Annotated in this window: 10 protein-coding genes and 2 pseudogenes; 9 read left to right on the forward strand and 3 right to left on the reverse strand. The window is 44.6% G+C overall.

What is annotated here, in order from left to right; all coding sequences use genetic code 11:
* The 9 genes and pseudogenes from RIE73_RS36760 to RIE73_RS36800 form a co-directional block, all read left to right on the forward strand.
* A partial coding sequence (locus tag RIE73_RS36760) for a zinc ribbon domain-containing protein (RefSeq protein WP_446405871.1) occupies nucleotides 1–203 on the forward strand: 203 nt, incomplete at its 5' end.
* A 233-nt stretch (nucleotides 204–436) separates the two neighbouring features.
* Nucleotides 437–1,489: a DnaJ C-terminal domain-containing protein gene (locus RIE73_RS36765; RefSeq protein ID WP_446405872.1), complete on the forward strand. Its 1,053-nt coding sequence runs from the start codon at nucleotides 437–439 to the stop codon at nucleotides 1,487–1,489.
* Nucleotides 1,490–2,232: 743 nt separating this feature from the next.
* Nucleotides 2,233–6,531: a GAF domain-containing protein gene (locus RIE73_RS36770; protein ID WP_446405873.1), complete on the forward strand. Its 4,299-nt coding sequence runs from the start codon at nucleotides 2,233–2,235 to the stop codon at nucleotides 6,529–6,531.
* 373 nt (nucleotides 6,532–6,904) lie between these two features.
* Nucleotides 6,905–8,572 (forward strand): annotated as a pseudogene (locus tag RIE73_RS36775) (dynamin family protein); the annotation flags it as partial.
* Nucleotides 8,508–8,795, forward strand: coding sequence for a KGK domain-containing protein (locus tag RIE73_RS36780; protein ID WP_446405874.1), 288 nt, complete (start codon nucleotides 8,508–8,510; stop codon nucleotides 8,793–8,795). The pseudogene RIE73_RS36775 and the gene RIE73_RS36780, both read left to right, overlap by 65 nt.
* A gap of 97 nt (nucleotides 8,796–8,892) precedes the next feature.
* On the forward strand, nucleotides 8,893–9,369 hold the full coding sequence (locus RIE73_RS36785; RefSeq protein ID WP_446405875.1) for a KGK domain-containing protein: 477 nt from the start codon (nucleotides 8,893–8,895) through the stop codon (nucleotides 9,367–9,369).
* Between the two features lie 147 nt (nucleotides 9,370–9,516).
* A complete protein-coding gene (locus RIE73_RS36790; protein WP_446405876.1) occupies nucleotides 9,517–9,720 on the forward strand; it encodes a hypothetical protein in 204 nt (67 codons plus the stop codon).
* Nucleotides 9,717–9,962, forward strand: a complete 246-nt coding sequence (locus RIE73_RS36795; protein ID WP_446405877.1) for an HNH endonuclease — start codon at nucleotides 9,717–9,719, stop codon at nucleotides 9,960–9,962. Before RIE73_RS36790 ends, RIE73_RS36795 begins: the two co-directional genes overlap by 4 nt.
* Before the next feature lie 458 nt (nucleotides 9,963–10,420).
* Nucleotides 10,421–13,592: pseudogene (locus RIE73_RS36800) on the forward strand (response regulator).
* A gap of 349 nt (nucleotides 13,593–13,941) precedes the next feature.
* Here the strand turns inward: RIE73_RS36800 and RIE73_RS36805 are convergent.
* From RIE73_RS36805 to RIE73_RS36815, 3 genes are all read right to left on the reverse strand, one after another.
* Nucleotides 13,942–14,142, reverse strand: a complete 201-nt coding sequence (locus tag RIE73_RS36805; protein ID WP_446405878.1) for a hypothetical protein — start codon at nucleotides 14,140–14,142, stop codon at nucleotides 13,942–13,944.
* Between the two features lie 82 nt (nucleotides 14,143–14,224).
* Complete coding sequence (locus tag RIE73_RS36810) at nucleotides 14,225–14,830, reverse strand: cytochrome b/b6 domain-containing protein (protein WP_446405879.1); 606 nt, start codon at nucleotides 14,828–14,830, stop codon at nucleotides 14,225–14,227.
* Nucleotides 14,831–15,512: 682 nt separating this feature from the next.
* Nucleotides 15,513–16,253, reverse strand: a complete 741-nt coding sequence (locus RIE73_RS36815) for an LmeA family phospholipid-binding protein (protein ID WP_446405880.1) — start codon at nucleotides 16,251–16,253, stop codon at nucleotides 15,513–15,515.
* Nucleotides 16,254–16,346 lie beyond the last annotated feature (93 nt).

Here is a 16,346-nt window from a genome sequence, read left to right on the forward strand (position 1 = left end):
TGTCTCAACGAACCCATGTTTGTGGTAACTGTGGGTATGTTGAGGACAGGGATATCGCAGCTAGTTTAAACATTCTGCAAAAAGGATTAAGTACGGTGGGGCACACCGGAACTTACGCTTGGGGAGATTTGCCCTCTTGGACGGTTGGAGCAATCCTGTCGTCTAACGGCGAGTCGGGGAACCAAGAATCTCCGTGTCTTTAGACCGGAGAGTGTCAACTGCTAACCACACGGAGTTAGATTGTGTGGATATAGCGGCATGATAGAAAAAATGCCGCTGCTTCTGTATTGGAAGCATCAGGTGTGGAAATTGCGATCGCGTGAGTGAGAAAGATCCGAACTTAAACCGACACTGAGGTTTGTTACTCTAGCTTTGAGGTAGAGACCTATTAGCCCAGTTTATCGATTAAATCCTTGGAGTAGAGGAGAAACCCTTCATGGCTGCAACTGACTTTAAAGACTACTATGCCGTCCTAGGAGTGAGCAAGACGGCTAGTGCTGATGAAATTAAAAAGAGTTTTCGCCGTCTGGCGCGGAAATACCACCCAGACATGAACCCGGGTGACAAACAAGCCGAGGCTCGATTTAAAGAAGTGAATGAAGCCTACGAAGTCTTGTCTGACCCCGAAAAACGCAAGAAATACGATCAGTTTGGTCAGTACTGGAAGCAAGCCGGACAAGGTGGATACCCTGGAGCCGGGGGTGCTAATGTTGATTTCGGTAATTTTGACTTTGGTCAATACGGTAGTTTTGACGAGTTTATTAATGAACTTCTAGGACGCTTCAATACAGCCGCAACCGGGACGCCTGGAGGAAGTCGAGGAAATCGTCGAACCTACACTTATCGCTCTACTCCAGGCGGTGCAACGGGTGCTGGCTTTAATGACTTTACCAGTGGCTTTGGTGGCTTTAATGATTTCGCTGGCTATGAAAGTGGCAAAACCGCCGCAGCTGGGGCGGATCGGGAAGCAACAATTACCTTAAGCTGGTCTGATGCCTTCCGAGGTACGCAAAAACGGATTAATTTGGGCAGTGAAGTCATCGAAGTACGGATTCCGCCCGGTGCTAAACCAGGAAGTCGGATTCGGGTTCGAGGTAAGGGTCAAGTGAGCCAATACAACCAGCAACGGGGTGATTTGTACTTAATTGTAGACCTGAAACCTCATGGCTTTTTCCAGTTTGAGGGTGATAACCTTCTGTGTGAAGTACCAGTGATGCCCGATGAGGCTGTATTAGGTGCCACGATTGAGGTGCCGACTCCTGATGGTAAAGTGAGTGTTAATGTGCCAGCCGGGATTCGCTCAGGTCAATCCTTACGGTTGCGCGGCAAAGGCTGGACTCAACCGAAAGGTGGACGCGGTGATCAACTGGTGCGGATTGTCATCGCTACACCAAAAGATATCACGGCAGTTGAGCGGGAGTACTACGAAAAAATTCGGGCAAGCCGTCATTTCGATCCCCGCAGCTATTTGTCTCAAGTCAGTCTTTAGAGCGGTAGGGGGAGTGGTAAGTTTTGAGTTTACTCATTTCGCCCCACTTCGCTCATGCTAACATCTCCCCCATCTGCGGAGTTCCCTCAATCCAGGATGACTGTTTAGGCAGACATGATACAATAGAAGGTTTTAGCCTACAGGGATGCAGGGGCATCCCATTGGGGTTTTTGTAAAGACAAATAAACTTAACTGGATAGTAAATCAAAATACGTAACGGATTTATAACGTTTTCTAAAGTTATTCGTGGATTCTGTCACAGTCGTGGGAATTTGTATTAGCTTATGATTAGATAGTCCAGAAACTTGATGCATTGTCAGATCATGTCTAATTGAACCTGTGAATGAGAAAGGGATGCAGGAATCTGGAGAGACGGAAATAAACCGTGTTTTTTTTAGCAACGTTTAGACATGATATGATCCCTAAGTTCAGTGCGTCTGGGAAAAAGAAACCGTAGAGATGAAAGGCGAGCGATAACCAGTCAGAACAATCGCTGCGCCTGAGTTTCTCTGAAGACAGGGAAAAAGGTTTCAGGGTTAGTCTGGAATTTGATTTGACGTGAATGAATGAGGCTAACTCTTGTCTAAATCTCCCGTTAAAGTTAAATATTTTTTACAAGCATTGCTCTAACTCTGAAAAATAAATAATAATTTGAGAGTTATGATCGAGAAAATGCCTCAACTGATTATCGAATTGGCATTAGTAAACTTATGAAAAGGTTCGAGTTAAAAAAGTCCCAATGGATGAACATTGCCAAAAATAATTATCAGCCTGGGAAATTATCATGGACAGGCAATAGTCCGGATCAACTAAAATGGATGCGGATATTGTATGAAACACTTCCCTGCATCTATTTCACCCATAATTTTGATGGGGTAATTTTGGATGTAAGTCAGTTCGGTGCAGCCTATTTGGGGTATGATTTTTGGGAGCTAGTCCAAAAGCCAATTCATCGGCTTTTTGATCCAGAAAGCAAACACCAGTATCACGCCCTATTGTCTCATCTAAGCCAGCATCCAACTGAAATCCATCGCTGGGAAACTCGATTGATTGGTAAAGATGGTAGGATGATCTGGGTTAAAGCAAGAATCCGTTTGATCCCGATAACTGGCTTAAATTCGGTCATTAGCCTCGTTTGTGAAGAAATGAGGGCGGCTAAGTCAGAAGAAATGGCGGCGTCAATGTCACCTGAGTTGCCCCAAACTACTCTAAGCCAGAATAATGAGACAGTTTTAATCACCAATGACAATGGTGATTTTACCTATATCTGCCCCAATGTCACCTCTATTTTTGGCTATTCTTTATCTGAAGTCCGCGCTCTAGGTAATATTACTCAACTTTTGGGAAACCAGCCCGTGAATTGGCAAGCGTTAGCCGCTACGGGAACTATTCGTAATATTGAGATAAACATTACTGATCAGGCAGGCAAACCCCGTACTTTATGGGTTAATGTTAAGCAGGTTTCGATTCAGGGAGGGACAATACTTTATCGCTTGCGTGATACCACAAATCGGCAATCGATTGAAGATAAACGCCAGCTAGAGGTGGATCGGTTAGTACCTAGCGTCGCTGAGCCGACAATAGAACAACTGAGTGATAATGAATATACCCAAGACATTCTGCAAGAGAGTGAAGCCCGATTCCGCACCATGGCAGATAATGCCCCGGTACTGTTATGGATGTCTGGTACAGATGGGTTATGTACGTTTTTTAATCAGGGTTGGTTAAAATTTACTGGACGCACTCTGGAACAAGAACTGGGTAATGGTTGGGCTGAAGGGGTGCATCCTGACGACTTGTCATCCTGTTTAGAGACGTATCAGCAGGCGTTTAATGCTCGTCAAGCGTTTCGCATGGAATATCGCTTGCGACGAGCCGATGGAGACTATCGCTGGATTTTAGATACAGGAACACCTCGATTTACTCCCGGTGGTCAGTTTTTGGGGTATATCGGCTCGTGCATCGATATTACCGATCGCAAACAAACTGAAACCGCCGTACAACAGCAATATCTGCGAGAACGGTTAATTGGGGCGATCGCGCAACGGATTCACTATTCCTTAGACTTAGACGAGATTCTCAATACCACCGTCGCGGAAGTACGGCAGATTTTGGCGTGCGATCGCGTGCTGGTTTTTCGCCTCCATGGAGATGGGAGTGGTGTGGTAGAGGTTGAATCCGTGGGCGTAAGCTGGAAACCCATTTCCGGAACCATTATCAACGATCGCTACTTTGCCGAAGACTATATCCACCTCTACCAAAAAGGGCGGGTTCAATCCGTCGCAGATATCTATAATGCTGGATTAACCGACTGTCATATTGAATTACTGGCTCAATTTCAAGTTAGAGCCAACTTAGTCGTTCCCATCGTTCATGAGGAACGCTTGTGGGGATTACTGGTGGCTCAACAGTGCCAAACCCCCCGCCAATGGCAACCCTGGGAAATCGAATTACTGCAAACCCTTTCCACCCATACCGCTATTGCCATTCAACAATCAGAACTCTATCAGCAAGCCCAAACTGAAATCCACCAACGCCAAAAAGCAGAAGGAACCCTGCGACAACAGGTTCAGCGAGAACAGTTAGTCGGGGCGATTACTCAACGCATCCGTCAATCGCTGAACTTAGAGGACATTCTTGAACGTACTGTGGCGGAAGTGCGCCAGGTGCTGCAAACCGATCGGGTGATTATTTTACGCTTCAATCCCGACTGGAGTGGTGAGGTGGTGGTCGAATCCGTCGATCCGCGCTGGTGTTCGATTTTAGGCAACCACATCTACGATCCCTGTTTTGAGAAAACCTACCTCTCACGCTACCAACAAGGTCGAGTCAGAACCCTGGATGATATCTATGCAGCCAATCTGAGCCAATGTTATATTGACGTACTCGCCAAATTCCAGGTACGAGCTAACCTGGTTGTACCAATTGTCCACAGTGAAAAACCCCTACCTACTCCACAATCCCAACTCGATGTCCAAACCCCCAGCCAAAGCCCAACCCGCTTATGGGGACTACTGATTGCCCATCACTGTAGCGCCCCCCGACAATGGCAATCCTTTGAGATTGACTTACTCGACGGGCTCGCCTCTCAGGTAGCTATTGCCATTCAACAAAGCCAACTCTACGAACAGGCAAAATCTCTGTTCTGGCGAGAGCGAGTGATCAATCAAGTGACTCAAGCCATCCGCCGTTCGTTGGATGTAACCACGGTTTTTGAGACAGCCGTTCAAGAGATTGGCGAACTGTTACCCGTGGATCAGGCGGAAATTGTCCAATATTTGCCAGAACGCCAGTCTTGGTTATCCGTAGCAGACTATCGCCGCTCTCCCTCGGATCAGAGTACGCTGGGACAGGAAATTCCCGATCAAAGTCATCCCCTAGCCGAACGGCTCAAGCAATTAGAAATTATTACGCAGGATAGGAGTCCATTTAACCAAGACGTTCCGGGGGCTTGGTTATGGGTGCCCTTGCAGTTTAATTCCCAGATAATCGGGAGTTTAAGCTTAGGCAAAACCCGTCATCCCGATTCCTGGCAAGACTCCGAGGTCGAATTAATCGCCGCCATTGCCGACCAAGTGGCGATCGCGATCGGTCACAGTAAACTGTACCATCAGGCTCAGTATCACCTCAAACGAGAACAAGTGATTAATCACCTGACTCATGAGATTCGTTGTTCCCTAGACTTAGAGACAATTTTTTCCACCGCCACCCAGGAAATTGAGAACCTGTTGCAAGTTGATCGCGCTCTAATTTGCCACTATATACCCGATCTCAAGCTGTGGTTGAATGTGGCAGAGTCGTGTCACCGTGAATGTTTACCAAAAGCCTTGGGTGTAGAGATTCCCGATGAAAATAACCCAATCGCGGAACGACTCAAAGGCTTAGAAGTGGTGCGGATTAATGATAGCCGGTGTTTTGTAGACGCCACCAATACAGCCATCGCGCAACAGTTTCCGGGAGCGTGGTTGTTGGTTCCTCTGCACTGTGGTAACTCCGTTTGGGGCGCTCTAGGGCTGATGATGGACAATCGAGCCTACGATTGGCAAGACGCCGAGGTGGAGTTAATTTGTACCATCGCCGAGCAATTAGCGATCGCACTGCAACAAGCTGAACTCTACGAACAAAGTTGCAAAGCCCAAGCCAAAGCCTTAACCCACGCCCAACAGCTTGAGCAAACCGTCGTCCAACTCCAGAAAACCCAAGCGCAGTTGGTGCAAAGTGAGAAAATGTCCAGCTTAGGACAGTTAGTCGCGGGAGTTGCCCATGAAATTAATAATCCGGTGAACTTTATTTATGGTAATTTAGTTCATGCTAGTGACTATGCTGCCGATCTATTGGGGTTAATCGAACTCTATCAACAGCAATATCCCCAAGTCACCCCCGAAATCCAGTCCGAAATGGACGCGATCGATCTGGAATTTTTGGTGGAAGACTTACCCAAACTGCTAGATTCAATGAAAGTGGGAGCCGAGCGGATTTGTGAAATTGTCTACTCCCTGCGGAATTTTTCCCGTATCGCTGAAGCGGAAATGAAAGCCGTCGATATTCATGAGGGCATTAATAGTACCCTGATGATTCTGCGAAATCGAGTCAAAGCACGAGGCGAGAATCCGGGAATTCAGATTATTAAAAACTATGGTGATCTGCCCAAGATTGAATGTTACGCTGGACAGATTAATCAAGTATTTATGAATTTGTTAGTCAATGCCATTGATGCCATTGATGAGCAAAACAAAAAGCGGTCACTGGACGATATCAAAACCAATCCTAGCACAATTCGAGTTCAGACCGAACTCTTAGAAAACCAAGAGGTAGCAATCCGAATTATCGATAATGGACCCGGAATGACCAAGCAGGTTCAGCAACAACTATTCCATCCCTTCTTTACGACTAAACCAGTGGGAGAAGGCACAGGTTTAGGATTATCGATTAGCTATCAAATCGTCGTTGAAAAACATAGCGGTCAGCTTTTCTGTCACAGTCAGTTAGGGCAGGGAACCGAGTTTGTGGTTCAGATTCCAGTGCGTCAATTCCGGAAATAAGTGAAAGAAACCCGCTGGTTTAGAGAATAGCTATATCGGCTTTTTACAAATTGGAAATGCCCCAAGTGTGAGTTTACGGGTCATATCATGTCCGGTTGAATACCCATACCTACTTAGAGTAACTCGGATCAGATGATAGGCTCCTTAGTTATCAATGATGGTATATTCACTAGGTTTGAGCCATTCTTTTTTAAGTCAATTGAATCGCTTAGATTCAATTAAAATCAGAGTTGGTCAATTCTGTTTCTGGAAAATTTTCCACCCATGCTATATCTGCTGTGTACATATTCTGTTCACTTTGTCAATGCGTAAGGTCTAAATTAAACTGGCGATACAATCAAACTAAACACCTTTTCGCTCAATCGCTACCATCATGACATCCACGCCAGCTCAATGTGAAAACCTGCAAGCCCAAGTAGACAGTCTTCTGCAATTACTACATCAAGAGCCATCATTACGCGCATCCCCGGATATCACGTCTGTGCAAGCCTCTCTACAAAAAGCCATTTCTCCCACATTTGAGATTGTCTTTGCAGGTGCATTTAGTGCGGGGAAATCGATGCTAATTAATGCACTATTAGAACGAGAACTACTTTATAGCGCTGAGGGACACGCCACAGGTACAGAATGTTATATCGCTTATGCGGACACAGATCAAGAACGAGTGGTGCTAACATTTTTGAGTGAAGCAGAGATTCGGGAACAGGCGGTAGCTTTATGTCAGAAGTTGGGATTATCCGCCGCCGCAAAAGCCGCGAATCATATTCAGCAGCCGGATGAAATTAACACGTTGCGTCAAGGATGTCAAGAGATTATTCAACAGGAAGGCGGAGAAAGTAAGTCAGAACGCGCCAAACAAGCAAAGGCATTGGACTTGCTAATGGCAGGGTTTTTAGCAAACCGCGATCGCATCCATTCTACCAGCCATGCGACGTATTCGATGGAGCAGTTTGATTTTTCTAATCTTAAACAAGCAGCGGGTTATGCGCGTCGGGGAAGTAATAGTGCGGTTCTCAAGCGGATTGAATATTATTGCCATCATCCCTTGTTAAAGGATGGTAATGTTTTAATTGATATGCCAGGAATTGATGCACCTGTTAAGCAAGATGCCCAGTTAACCTATACCAAGATAGAAAATTCAGACACCTCCGCCGTGGTTTGTGTATTGAAACCCGCCTTAGCCGGGGATATGACAACGGAGGAAACGCAACTACTGGAGACGATTCGCAGTAATCCAGGAATTCGCGATCGCGTCTTTTATATTTTCAATCGTATTGATGAAACCTGGTATAACAGCCAATTGCGACAGCGACTCGATGATTTAATTCGTCGCCAATTCTGGGATACACCCAAAGTTCACAAAACCAGCGGATTACTGGGATTTTATGGCAGTCAGATTAAGCATACCACAGAACGCGATCGCTTTGGCTTAGATTCTATTTTAGCCGAGGCTGTCAGAGGGACGGGTATTCAAGAGGAAACGCCACAATTCGTGAATGAATTTAATCGGTATTGTGGTTCGGGTAAGTTTGTGGGAAGTGAATTTAAACCTTCTGTCCGAGGGTATGAAACGCCAGCAGAGAACTATGTGCGGATTCTTAGTGAATGGGGACTACCACTGATTGAGAAACTGATTCAAGATAGTGGGATTGAAGAGTTTCGCACATCCATTACGCGCTATCTTACCGAGGAAAAGCGTCCACAGTTATTTGCCAATCTAGCGGATGACTTACAACCCTTATGTATTAATCTCAAGAAACATTATCTGGGAATTCAGCGAGATTTAGACAGTCAACCTCACGAAATAGAGGCGATGAAAGCCCAGGAGTTAGAACGGCTGAATCAGGAATTGCAGCAGGTAGGAAGGGAGTTTTGTATTCACATCGCTGAAGAAGTAAATCAGGCGGTAACGAATAGTTGTAATGCCTTTGAGATGGAATTTCGCCAACTTCAACATCAAATGATTCAACGTCTGGATGGGTTACTTAATACATTCTCCGTCGCCCAAGCCTATAGTCACAAGACGACGAGACAAAAAAGAGGCAAATGCTTGGTGGAATGAGGGAATACAATGTCAAGTTCTCACCCATGAAGGTAAAGGTTGGCAGAATGGCAAAGTTAGACTCACTCTAGAATTCTGTCCGGATGAACCTGAAATTGAAGAAACATCAACCAGCAATAGACTTGAAATTCCCCAGCCAGAATCGCCGCTTGATGATTTGCGTCAGAGGATCAACCAAGACAATCAATCAGACAACCAGTAAACAAAACGCCACCAATTTCCATTTATTGTAGGGGCGCAAGACTTGCGCCCGAAACGCCCATGAACAGCGGCAATGCAAAATTCAACTGATACTTGACATGGACGATAATTTCAAAATACTGGATCTTAATGATGAAGATGTTTTGTATTTTAGTGATGATTCATTATTTAAATTTGGTTATTTTAAGAAAAAAATTAAAAGTGAAATACAAACGAGAACAACAAGTCAAAGAACAATAAATGCTATAAGAAATCAGTTTACAAACTGGAGCATAAATAACTTCCATGGATGTCAGGCAAACGATATAACCATAAAAGTTTTATTGCCCAGTGATGCAAAAGAGTGTGAAATTTTAAGATTGGGCTATCAAAGATGGCAAAAAGGAAAACTTCTGGTTGAAGTAGATTTGAACTATAGTGCTGTTTCTGATGAACCTAACAATCAACCACAATGGGAAATTCAGGAAATTAACTTCTATTTTAAGCCTGATGAACCCGAAATTTCCCAGCCAGAATCGCCGCTTGATGATTTGCGTCAGAGGATCAACCAAGACAATCAATCAGACAACCAGTAAACAAAACGCCACCAATTTCCATTTATTGTAGGGGCGCAAGGCTTGCGCCCGAAAAAACCATAAACTCAGGGATGTTAACCCAATCTTTTTCCCAAGAGTCATACAGTGGAACAGTTAGGTAAATGACTGATAATTGTGGAGATAAATATGGAAGATAAATTCCAACCTTTAGACAATGAAGAAGTTATCTCTGTAGCCAATAACGATAAACTTCTTTCTGATTCAATGTTTACAAGTGGACAACTGGTATCAACCATAAAACAGATAGCCAGTAATTTCCCCAATGCCAAACCAATTCCCATTTATTGTAGGGGCGCAAGGCTTGCGCCCGAAACGCCAGAAAACCCATGAAAAAAACGCCACGAATTCCCATTCCGCCAGAAGTGAGAAACTATGTATTTGAACGCGACAATTACCAATGCCAAAGCTGCGGTAAAACCCAACTAGACACCAAACTGCAAATTGATCATATTATTCCCCTTGCCCGTGGAGGTCAAAATGACATCAGCAACCTACAAACTCTCTGCCGTTCCTGTAATTTAAAGAAAAAACATCATCTTGATCCTCGCTTCCGGCGTCACTTCAGTAGCTAAGATAGCCTACAATTTAAGGCTGAACCGTTACTTAATAACAGATCCCCCTCTTCCCTTTTAGATCCCCCTTCCGTCCCCCTTTTAGATCCCCCTTCCGTCCCCCTTAAAAAGGGGGAGACCAGATGTTGCTTCGCTTTTGGTTCCATGGGGGAGACCAGATGTTGCTTCGCTTTTGGTTCCATGGGGGAGACCAGATGTTGCTTCGCTTTTGGTTCCATGGGGAAACCAGAGGATGCTTCGCTTTTTGTTCCATGGGGATTTAGAGGGATCTCATTGCATCATCAAGTAAATTCAAAGTAAAACATAGGAAAAACGTATAGATAAACCGCTACCCGCAGGTTAGGCATAGCGCTTTTTCTTTCCATCGACTAAAATAGGGAAATTCCCAAACTAATCACTTAATCATTTAGCTCAATGAATAAACCTTTAACCCCCTAAAAAATAGCTCAATTATCCCGATGGTAATACATGGTGTCAAAAGCGGAGTGGCAAAGATTTCTAGGAAAGTCAACTTGCAAACAGTTTTTGTCATACCGTTTGTCTTACAAATCGTCACCGCTGTTGGACTAACGGGGTGGCTATCCTTTCGCAATGGACAAGAAGCGGTGAATGAGGTGGCGACTCAACTGCGTCAAGAAATTACCGCACGTATTGAACAAAATCTACGAACTTATATCGCGACTCCCCATCAAATTAATCAAAGTAATGTTAATGCCATAAATCTAGACTTATTGACACTCAACAATTTACCGCCATGGCAACGGTATTTATGGCGTCAAGTGCAACTACAAAAATCAATCGGTATTGTTTTAATTGGCAATGAACAAGGAGAACTTATTGGTGTGCAACGGCGTGATAATGGCAAGCTGGAGATTCGCGTCGCTGGAGAATCAACGAATAATAACTTTTACGTTTATTCTATAAATAATCAAGGCGATCGCGTTCAACTCCTCAGCATTACAGAAAACTTTGATCCACGCCAGCGCCCTTGGTATAAAGCCGCCGTAGCCGCCGGAAAACCCACCTGGAGTGAGATTTATACCCACTTTGTTGAAGAAACCCTGCAAATTGGTGCAGCACAACCGATTTATGATCAAAATGGTAATCTCTTGGGTGTGGTAACCAGCATTCTGCGTCTCTCCCAAGTCGGGGATTTTCTGGGGAGTTTGCAAATTGGCAAAACGGGACAAGCGTTTATCATGGAACGATCCGGTTTATTAGTCGCAACTTCTACAACTGAAACCCCATTCCGTAACCACAACCGCCAACTGAAACGATTTTTGGGTTCTGATAGTCGGAATTCCCTCACCCAAGCAACCGCTGAATATTTAACCAATCACTTTGGTGACTTACAGCAGATTCAACAGACTCAACAGTTAGAATTTCAACTCCATGGTAAACGGCAATTTGTGCAAGTGTTACCCTTGCGGGATGACTATGGCTTAGATTGGCTGATTGTCGTGGTGATTCCAGAAGCTGACTTTATGGAACAGATTGAAGCCAATACACGTTCCACTATTCTATTATGTCTGGGAGCATTAGTTGTCGCGATCGCGGCGGGAATTCTCACGGCTAAATGGGTGATTCAACCGATTGTCCGTTTAAATAGGGCGGCGAAAGCCTTAACATTAGGTCAATGGGATTATCAAATAGAGGTTGAACGTGCCAATGAATTAGGAGAACTTGCCCACTCATTCACCACTATGGCGCAGCAATTACAAACCTCCTTTGCTAGTTTAGAAGCTAAGAATCAAGAATTACAACGCCTCGATAAAATTAAAGATGAATTCTTAGCCAATACCTCTCACGAATTGCGGACTCCCTTAAATGGTATGATTGGCATTGCTGAGTCCTTAATTGACGGTGCAGCAGGTTCCTTGTCGGAATTACAACAGCAAAATTTAGCCATGATTGTCAGTAGTGGACATCGACTGGCTAACTTAGTCAACGATATCCTCGACTTTTCCAAACTCCGCTATCAAACCTTGGAATTGCAACTCAAACCTGTGAGTGTGCGAGAATTGGTGGAAGTGGTTCTTACCCTCAGCCAAACCCTAATTCGCGGCAAATCGTTACAACTCATTAACGCCATTCCCCCGGATTTACCCGCCGCCAACGCCGATGAAAATCGCTTACAACAGATTCTGCACAATTTAATTGGCAATGCGATTAAGTTTACGGATAAAGGGGTGATTGAAGTTTCGGCAAAAGTAGTTACCGCCGCAAAACCGGATGAATTGATAGAAGTGAATTCGCAAAAATTACCCCAACCAATCCTGGCAATTACCATCTCTGACACCGGGATAGGTATCCCTGAAACTAAACGCGATCGCATCTTTGACTCCTTTGCCCAAGCAGACGGTTCCACGGCGAGAGAATACGGCGGTACAGGATTGGGATTAACGATTACTAAGAAGCTAGTCGAGTTGCATGGAGGGAGTATCTGGGTAGAGTCTCAACTCGGCGTAGGTTCTCAGTTTCATTTTACCCTACCCCTGGCGAATAAATCCCCGGTTAGTATCAATAAACGTTCCCCAATTAACCGTCGGATTAACTCAGAAACGGGAGAATTATCTGTGCTTCCGCTTCCCTGTGATTCAGCCTCTGGCGGACATTCATTTACCATCGCCACAGCTAATAAACCGGGAACCCATCCCTTTAAAATTTTGATTGTTGATGATGAACCCGTGAATTTGCAGGTACTGGTTAACCATTTATCCTTGCAAAATTATGCCATCACCCAGGCGTCGAATGGTATTGAGGCATTAGCAACCATTGAAAACGGCTTTAAGCCTGATTTAATTTTACTCGATGTGATGATGCCCCGGATGACTGGTTATGAAGTTTGCCAAAAAATCCGCCAACAGTTTCCGGCTAATGAATTACCTGTCGTCATGCTAACGGCTAAAAATCAGGTATCGGATTTGGTGATTGGTTTAAATGTCGGGGCAAATGATTATTTAACCAAACCTATCTCTAAACACGAATTGCTTGCCCGGATTAAAACTCATTTGCAACTGTCTAATATTAACATCGCCTATAGTCGCTTTGTTCCCCATGAATTTCTGAAACTGCTGAACAAAGAAAGCATTATTGAGGTGCAATTGGGGGATCAAGTGCAGAAAGACATGTCTATTCTGTTTTCGGATATTCGCAATTTCACCACCCTCTCAGAACGGATGACGCCGACGGAGAATTTTCAATTTATTAATTCCTATCTCTCGCGGATGGAACCCGCGATTCGAGAAAATCACGGCTTTATTGATAAGTATATTGGTGATGGGATTATGGCACTGTTTAATAGGGGTTGCGTTGTTAATTTCCCATCATACTTTTTCTAAATTACAGCATCCAGCGGATTATGCCATTCGTCGGATTGATCAGGTTCACGTTAAGGGGAAATCAGAATTAGTGACGGTTTATGAAGTCTTTGATGCTGATCTGTCAGAGGAGAAAGCGAGTAAGTTAGCGACGTTGCAACTGTTTACTGAAGCATTATTTTATTATGATCAGCAACATTTTTCAGACGCTGTTCAACTCTTTCAGGCGGTGTTGCAGATTAACCCGACTGATCAAGTTGCCCAAATTTATTTGGAACGTTGTTTGAGAAAGAATTCGGTAGAGTTTTGAGGTGGAGATATTAAGTTGTAATCTAGTGGCATGGCACACCTAATTTGATGAATTATTACGCCCGGAAACCGTAGGGGCGCAAAGCTTTGCGCCCTTGGCAATGTACCTATTTTTAACGCAGAGGACGCAGAGGGTAGCGCAAAGGGGCGCAGAGGGGGGTTAGAGTAGTTGAGGGAAAAGTGTATAGAATTGGAGAAATGACTGGAGATGAGGTGATTGAGGCTAGTTTACTTGCCCCTGTAATTGATGTTAAACTGGTGTTGAAGAATCCTTTTCAGTAGGGTGGGTTGAGCGAAGTCGAAACCCACCAGCCTCATCTGAGTGTACCATTCGATTAAGGCTAGTCTATTTACCCCTGTAATTGATGTCCAGTCGGCATTATCAAATCTTTTTCTTTCTCGATTGTTCCAGAGATTGCTGGTAATGTTCCTGCAAGATGTATACTCTGTTCCGGTTCCTCTGAGGGAAATAATAAGGGGGCAATCCAACCAAATAGAATCCCGCCAATGACGATAATTTCTATAACAATAAGTAGCGTATTTCGCTTCATATCATGCTTATCTAAACAGTTATAGCACTACGCTTTACTCCTTAGCTTCTGCCATCTGCCTTCTGCCTTTCGGGATATGATATTATCTGTCCTCACGCTGGACGAATGAACGCACTGTATGAATCCACCGTTTTGGAGAATCCTCTGGACGATAGTTTAGCTTAAACATAGATACCCAGAATGGTAATCCTCCTACCTTGGCACTGATTAACAAGTGCATCGCTAAACATCCAACTAATATCACCCATCCGGTTAAGTGCAGATAATACCAAATATGATTTAATTCCCCATTGGGTAACCATTCTTCTTTGACCATACTGCCAGTCACTAAGGAAAAAGTAACCGCTAATAACATCACCGTATTAACAATCCGATGCAGACTATACCAACCGATAGGTTTACCCAGTTGCCTGAGTTTTTGAAACGAATCGGGTTGAACCAAGCGTTTAGACCCTAAATGGAAACTGTATAAGGCAAACGCTGGCATTACGGCTAGCAGTAAGGTTTTGCCAAATGTACCATGAATGCCAATAATATCCGGAATTTGGGGCAGAGAGAGTTGACCAAATCGTCCATCGTAGGTGTCATAAACCCAGTAGGACGTGATGATGGCTAAAATGACAATTAGCCCATTGATACCATGCAACAGTCTCAGAAGTAATGGTTGATAAGGGGTAGCACGAGACATGGTTTACTTTATCTCGATCAAAATATAATATTTTATAGAATAACATTGGCTTAGCAAGAGGAGGCGATTAAAATCGCTGCTACACAAACAAAGTCCGCCTACGCGGACTGAAAGGGGCTGCTGAATAAGTGTTGTGGTGAGGGGAAGCTGGGGAAGCCAATGTAGAGACGTGCCATGGCACTATGGCGAGCTGGGGGAGCAAGGGTACATTTTTCCTGAGCAAGGTGATGCCATACTTATGAAGAATGTCACTGACTTAAGGCTGGTGGGCAATGCCCACCCTACGATAGATAAAGGCTTTTGGCGCTCCCCAAATGCTTATTTCAGTGCTATTCTACTTATGAAGAATACTACCCGATTTCCTTGAATCAAACCTTCTGTCAATAAAGCTCAAAGTATTGATGGGCTTTGCGGTTTTGGCTTTGTGCAGCAAGCCCGAATTATAACAGCGGTGACTAACCCGGATGGGGTAGGAGTGCTTTGGGAGGCTGATGAGAGGGGTTGGGTGTGGCTTGGCTCGCCGAAACCTTGATATACCGTAGGATGGGCATTGCCCACCAACATACCAGTCAGTACCATTCACATTAAGGTCTAAATGCCGAACAACTGTTAAGCTGTTCGGATTTTCTCCACATCCCAACACCCAGTCGCTTTTTTAGCGTTCTTAGCCATCCCTTCAGCATCATACGGATGGAAATTGCGTCACATGCGCTACGGCTTGCAGGGTGAGTTGACCTTCTGTCACCTCCAAACGATGCATCTGTAGCGATATCCCTGGCATTTCAAAGTGGCTTAAGTGTAATATCTTACCCGCCTTGGCGACTAAGGCTTGAGTAAGTTCGGGTGAGAGTTCTTTTCCGTGGGCGTATTCCACCTTCTCTAGAACAACACTGCGCCCGTCATCACTGACTCTCGGAGTCGTAGTAAACGACACTCGTTGCGTTTCATCACTTTGACTCAGCCGGACATCAGCATCAAGACCCACTCGACCTTCGGCTAATAGGCGACAATGTACCTGGTTGACGTTGAGCGTTTGCGGCTTACCCTCAATCTGAACCTGGAGTGAACGAAGCTGAGTCCCTAACACATCGGAGTTGAAGGCGCGGTTAAGATCAGCTTGGGCAATGACAATCCGGGCTTTCCCGTCTGTGGGTTGGGTCAGTACAATATTGCCCGTTAAAGCTTTGAAGGGAGCAACCGCAATGGTTTCTAGCCGAATCACCATCTCTTGTAGACGGATATCCTGTTCCATGATTAATCCCTCACCGTAAATCGCTAGGGATTCTAATTGACCCTTAGCTAGCAGGGAGGGGTCTGTTTTCACTCGCACATCAAGTTTTCTGGCATCATCGAGTTGGCTGGACAGCGCCAACGTCGCAATTCGGTTAAGAGTTTCTTCTCCAAGGCGGTCTAGGGTTAGCACGCGATCGCTCCTTTATATCAGCCGTGTATTTTCTCATTATATTAAGAACTGTTAATTTGTGGATCTACTCTGAGTTAGAAACCCAGAAAATTG

This window comes from Coleofasciculus sp. C1-SOL-03, from assembly GCF_040220555.1.
GTDB lineage: Bacteria > Cyanobacteriota > Cyanobacteriia > Cyanobacteriales > Coleofasciculaceae > Coleofasciculus.

Coding starts and splice junctions, on each gene's coding strand:
- RIE73_RS36765 (WP_446405872.1), top strand. CDS start 437: ATGGCTGCAACTGACTTTAAAGACTACTATGCCGTCCTAGGAGTGAGC.
- RIE73_RS36770 (WP_446405873.1), top strand. CDS start 2,233: ATGAACATTGCCAAAAATAATTATCAGCCTGGGAAATTATCATGGACA.
- RIE73_RS36780 (WP_446405874.1), top strand. CDS start 8,508: ATGGGTTACTTAATACATTCTCCGTCGCCCAAGCCTATAGTCACAAGA.
- RIE73_RS36785 (WP_446405875.1), top strand. CDS start 8,893: ATGGACGATAATTTCAAAATACTGGATCTTAATGATGAAGATGTTTTG.
- RIE73_RS36790 (WP_446405876.1), top strand. CDS start 9,517: ATGGAAGATAAATTCCAACCTTTAGACAATGAAGAAGTTATCTCTGTA.
- RIE73_RS36795 (WP_446405877.1), top strand. CDS start 9,717: ATGAAAAAAACGCCACGAATTCCCATTCCGCCAGAAGTGAGAAACTAT.
- RIE73_RS36805 (WP_446405878.1), bottom strand. CDS start 14,142: ATGAAGCGAAATACGCTACTTATTGTTATAGAAATTATCGTCATTGGC.
- RIE73_RS36810 (WP_446405879.1), bottom strand. CDS start 14,830: ATGTCTCGTGCTACCCCTTATCAACCATTACTTCTGAGACTGTTGCAT.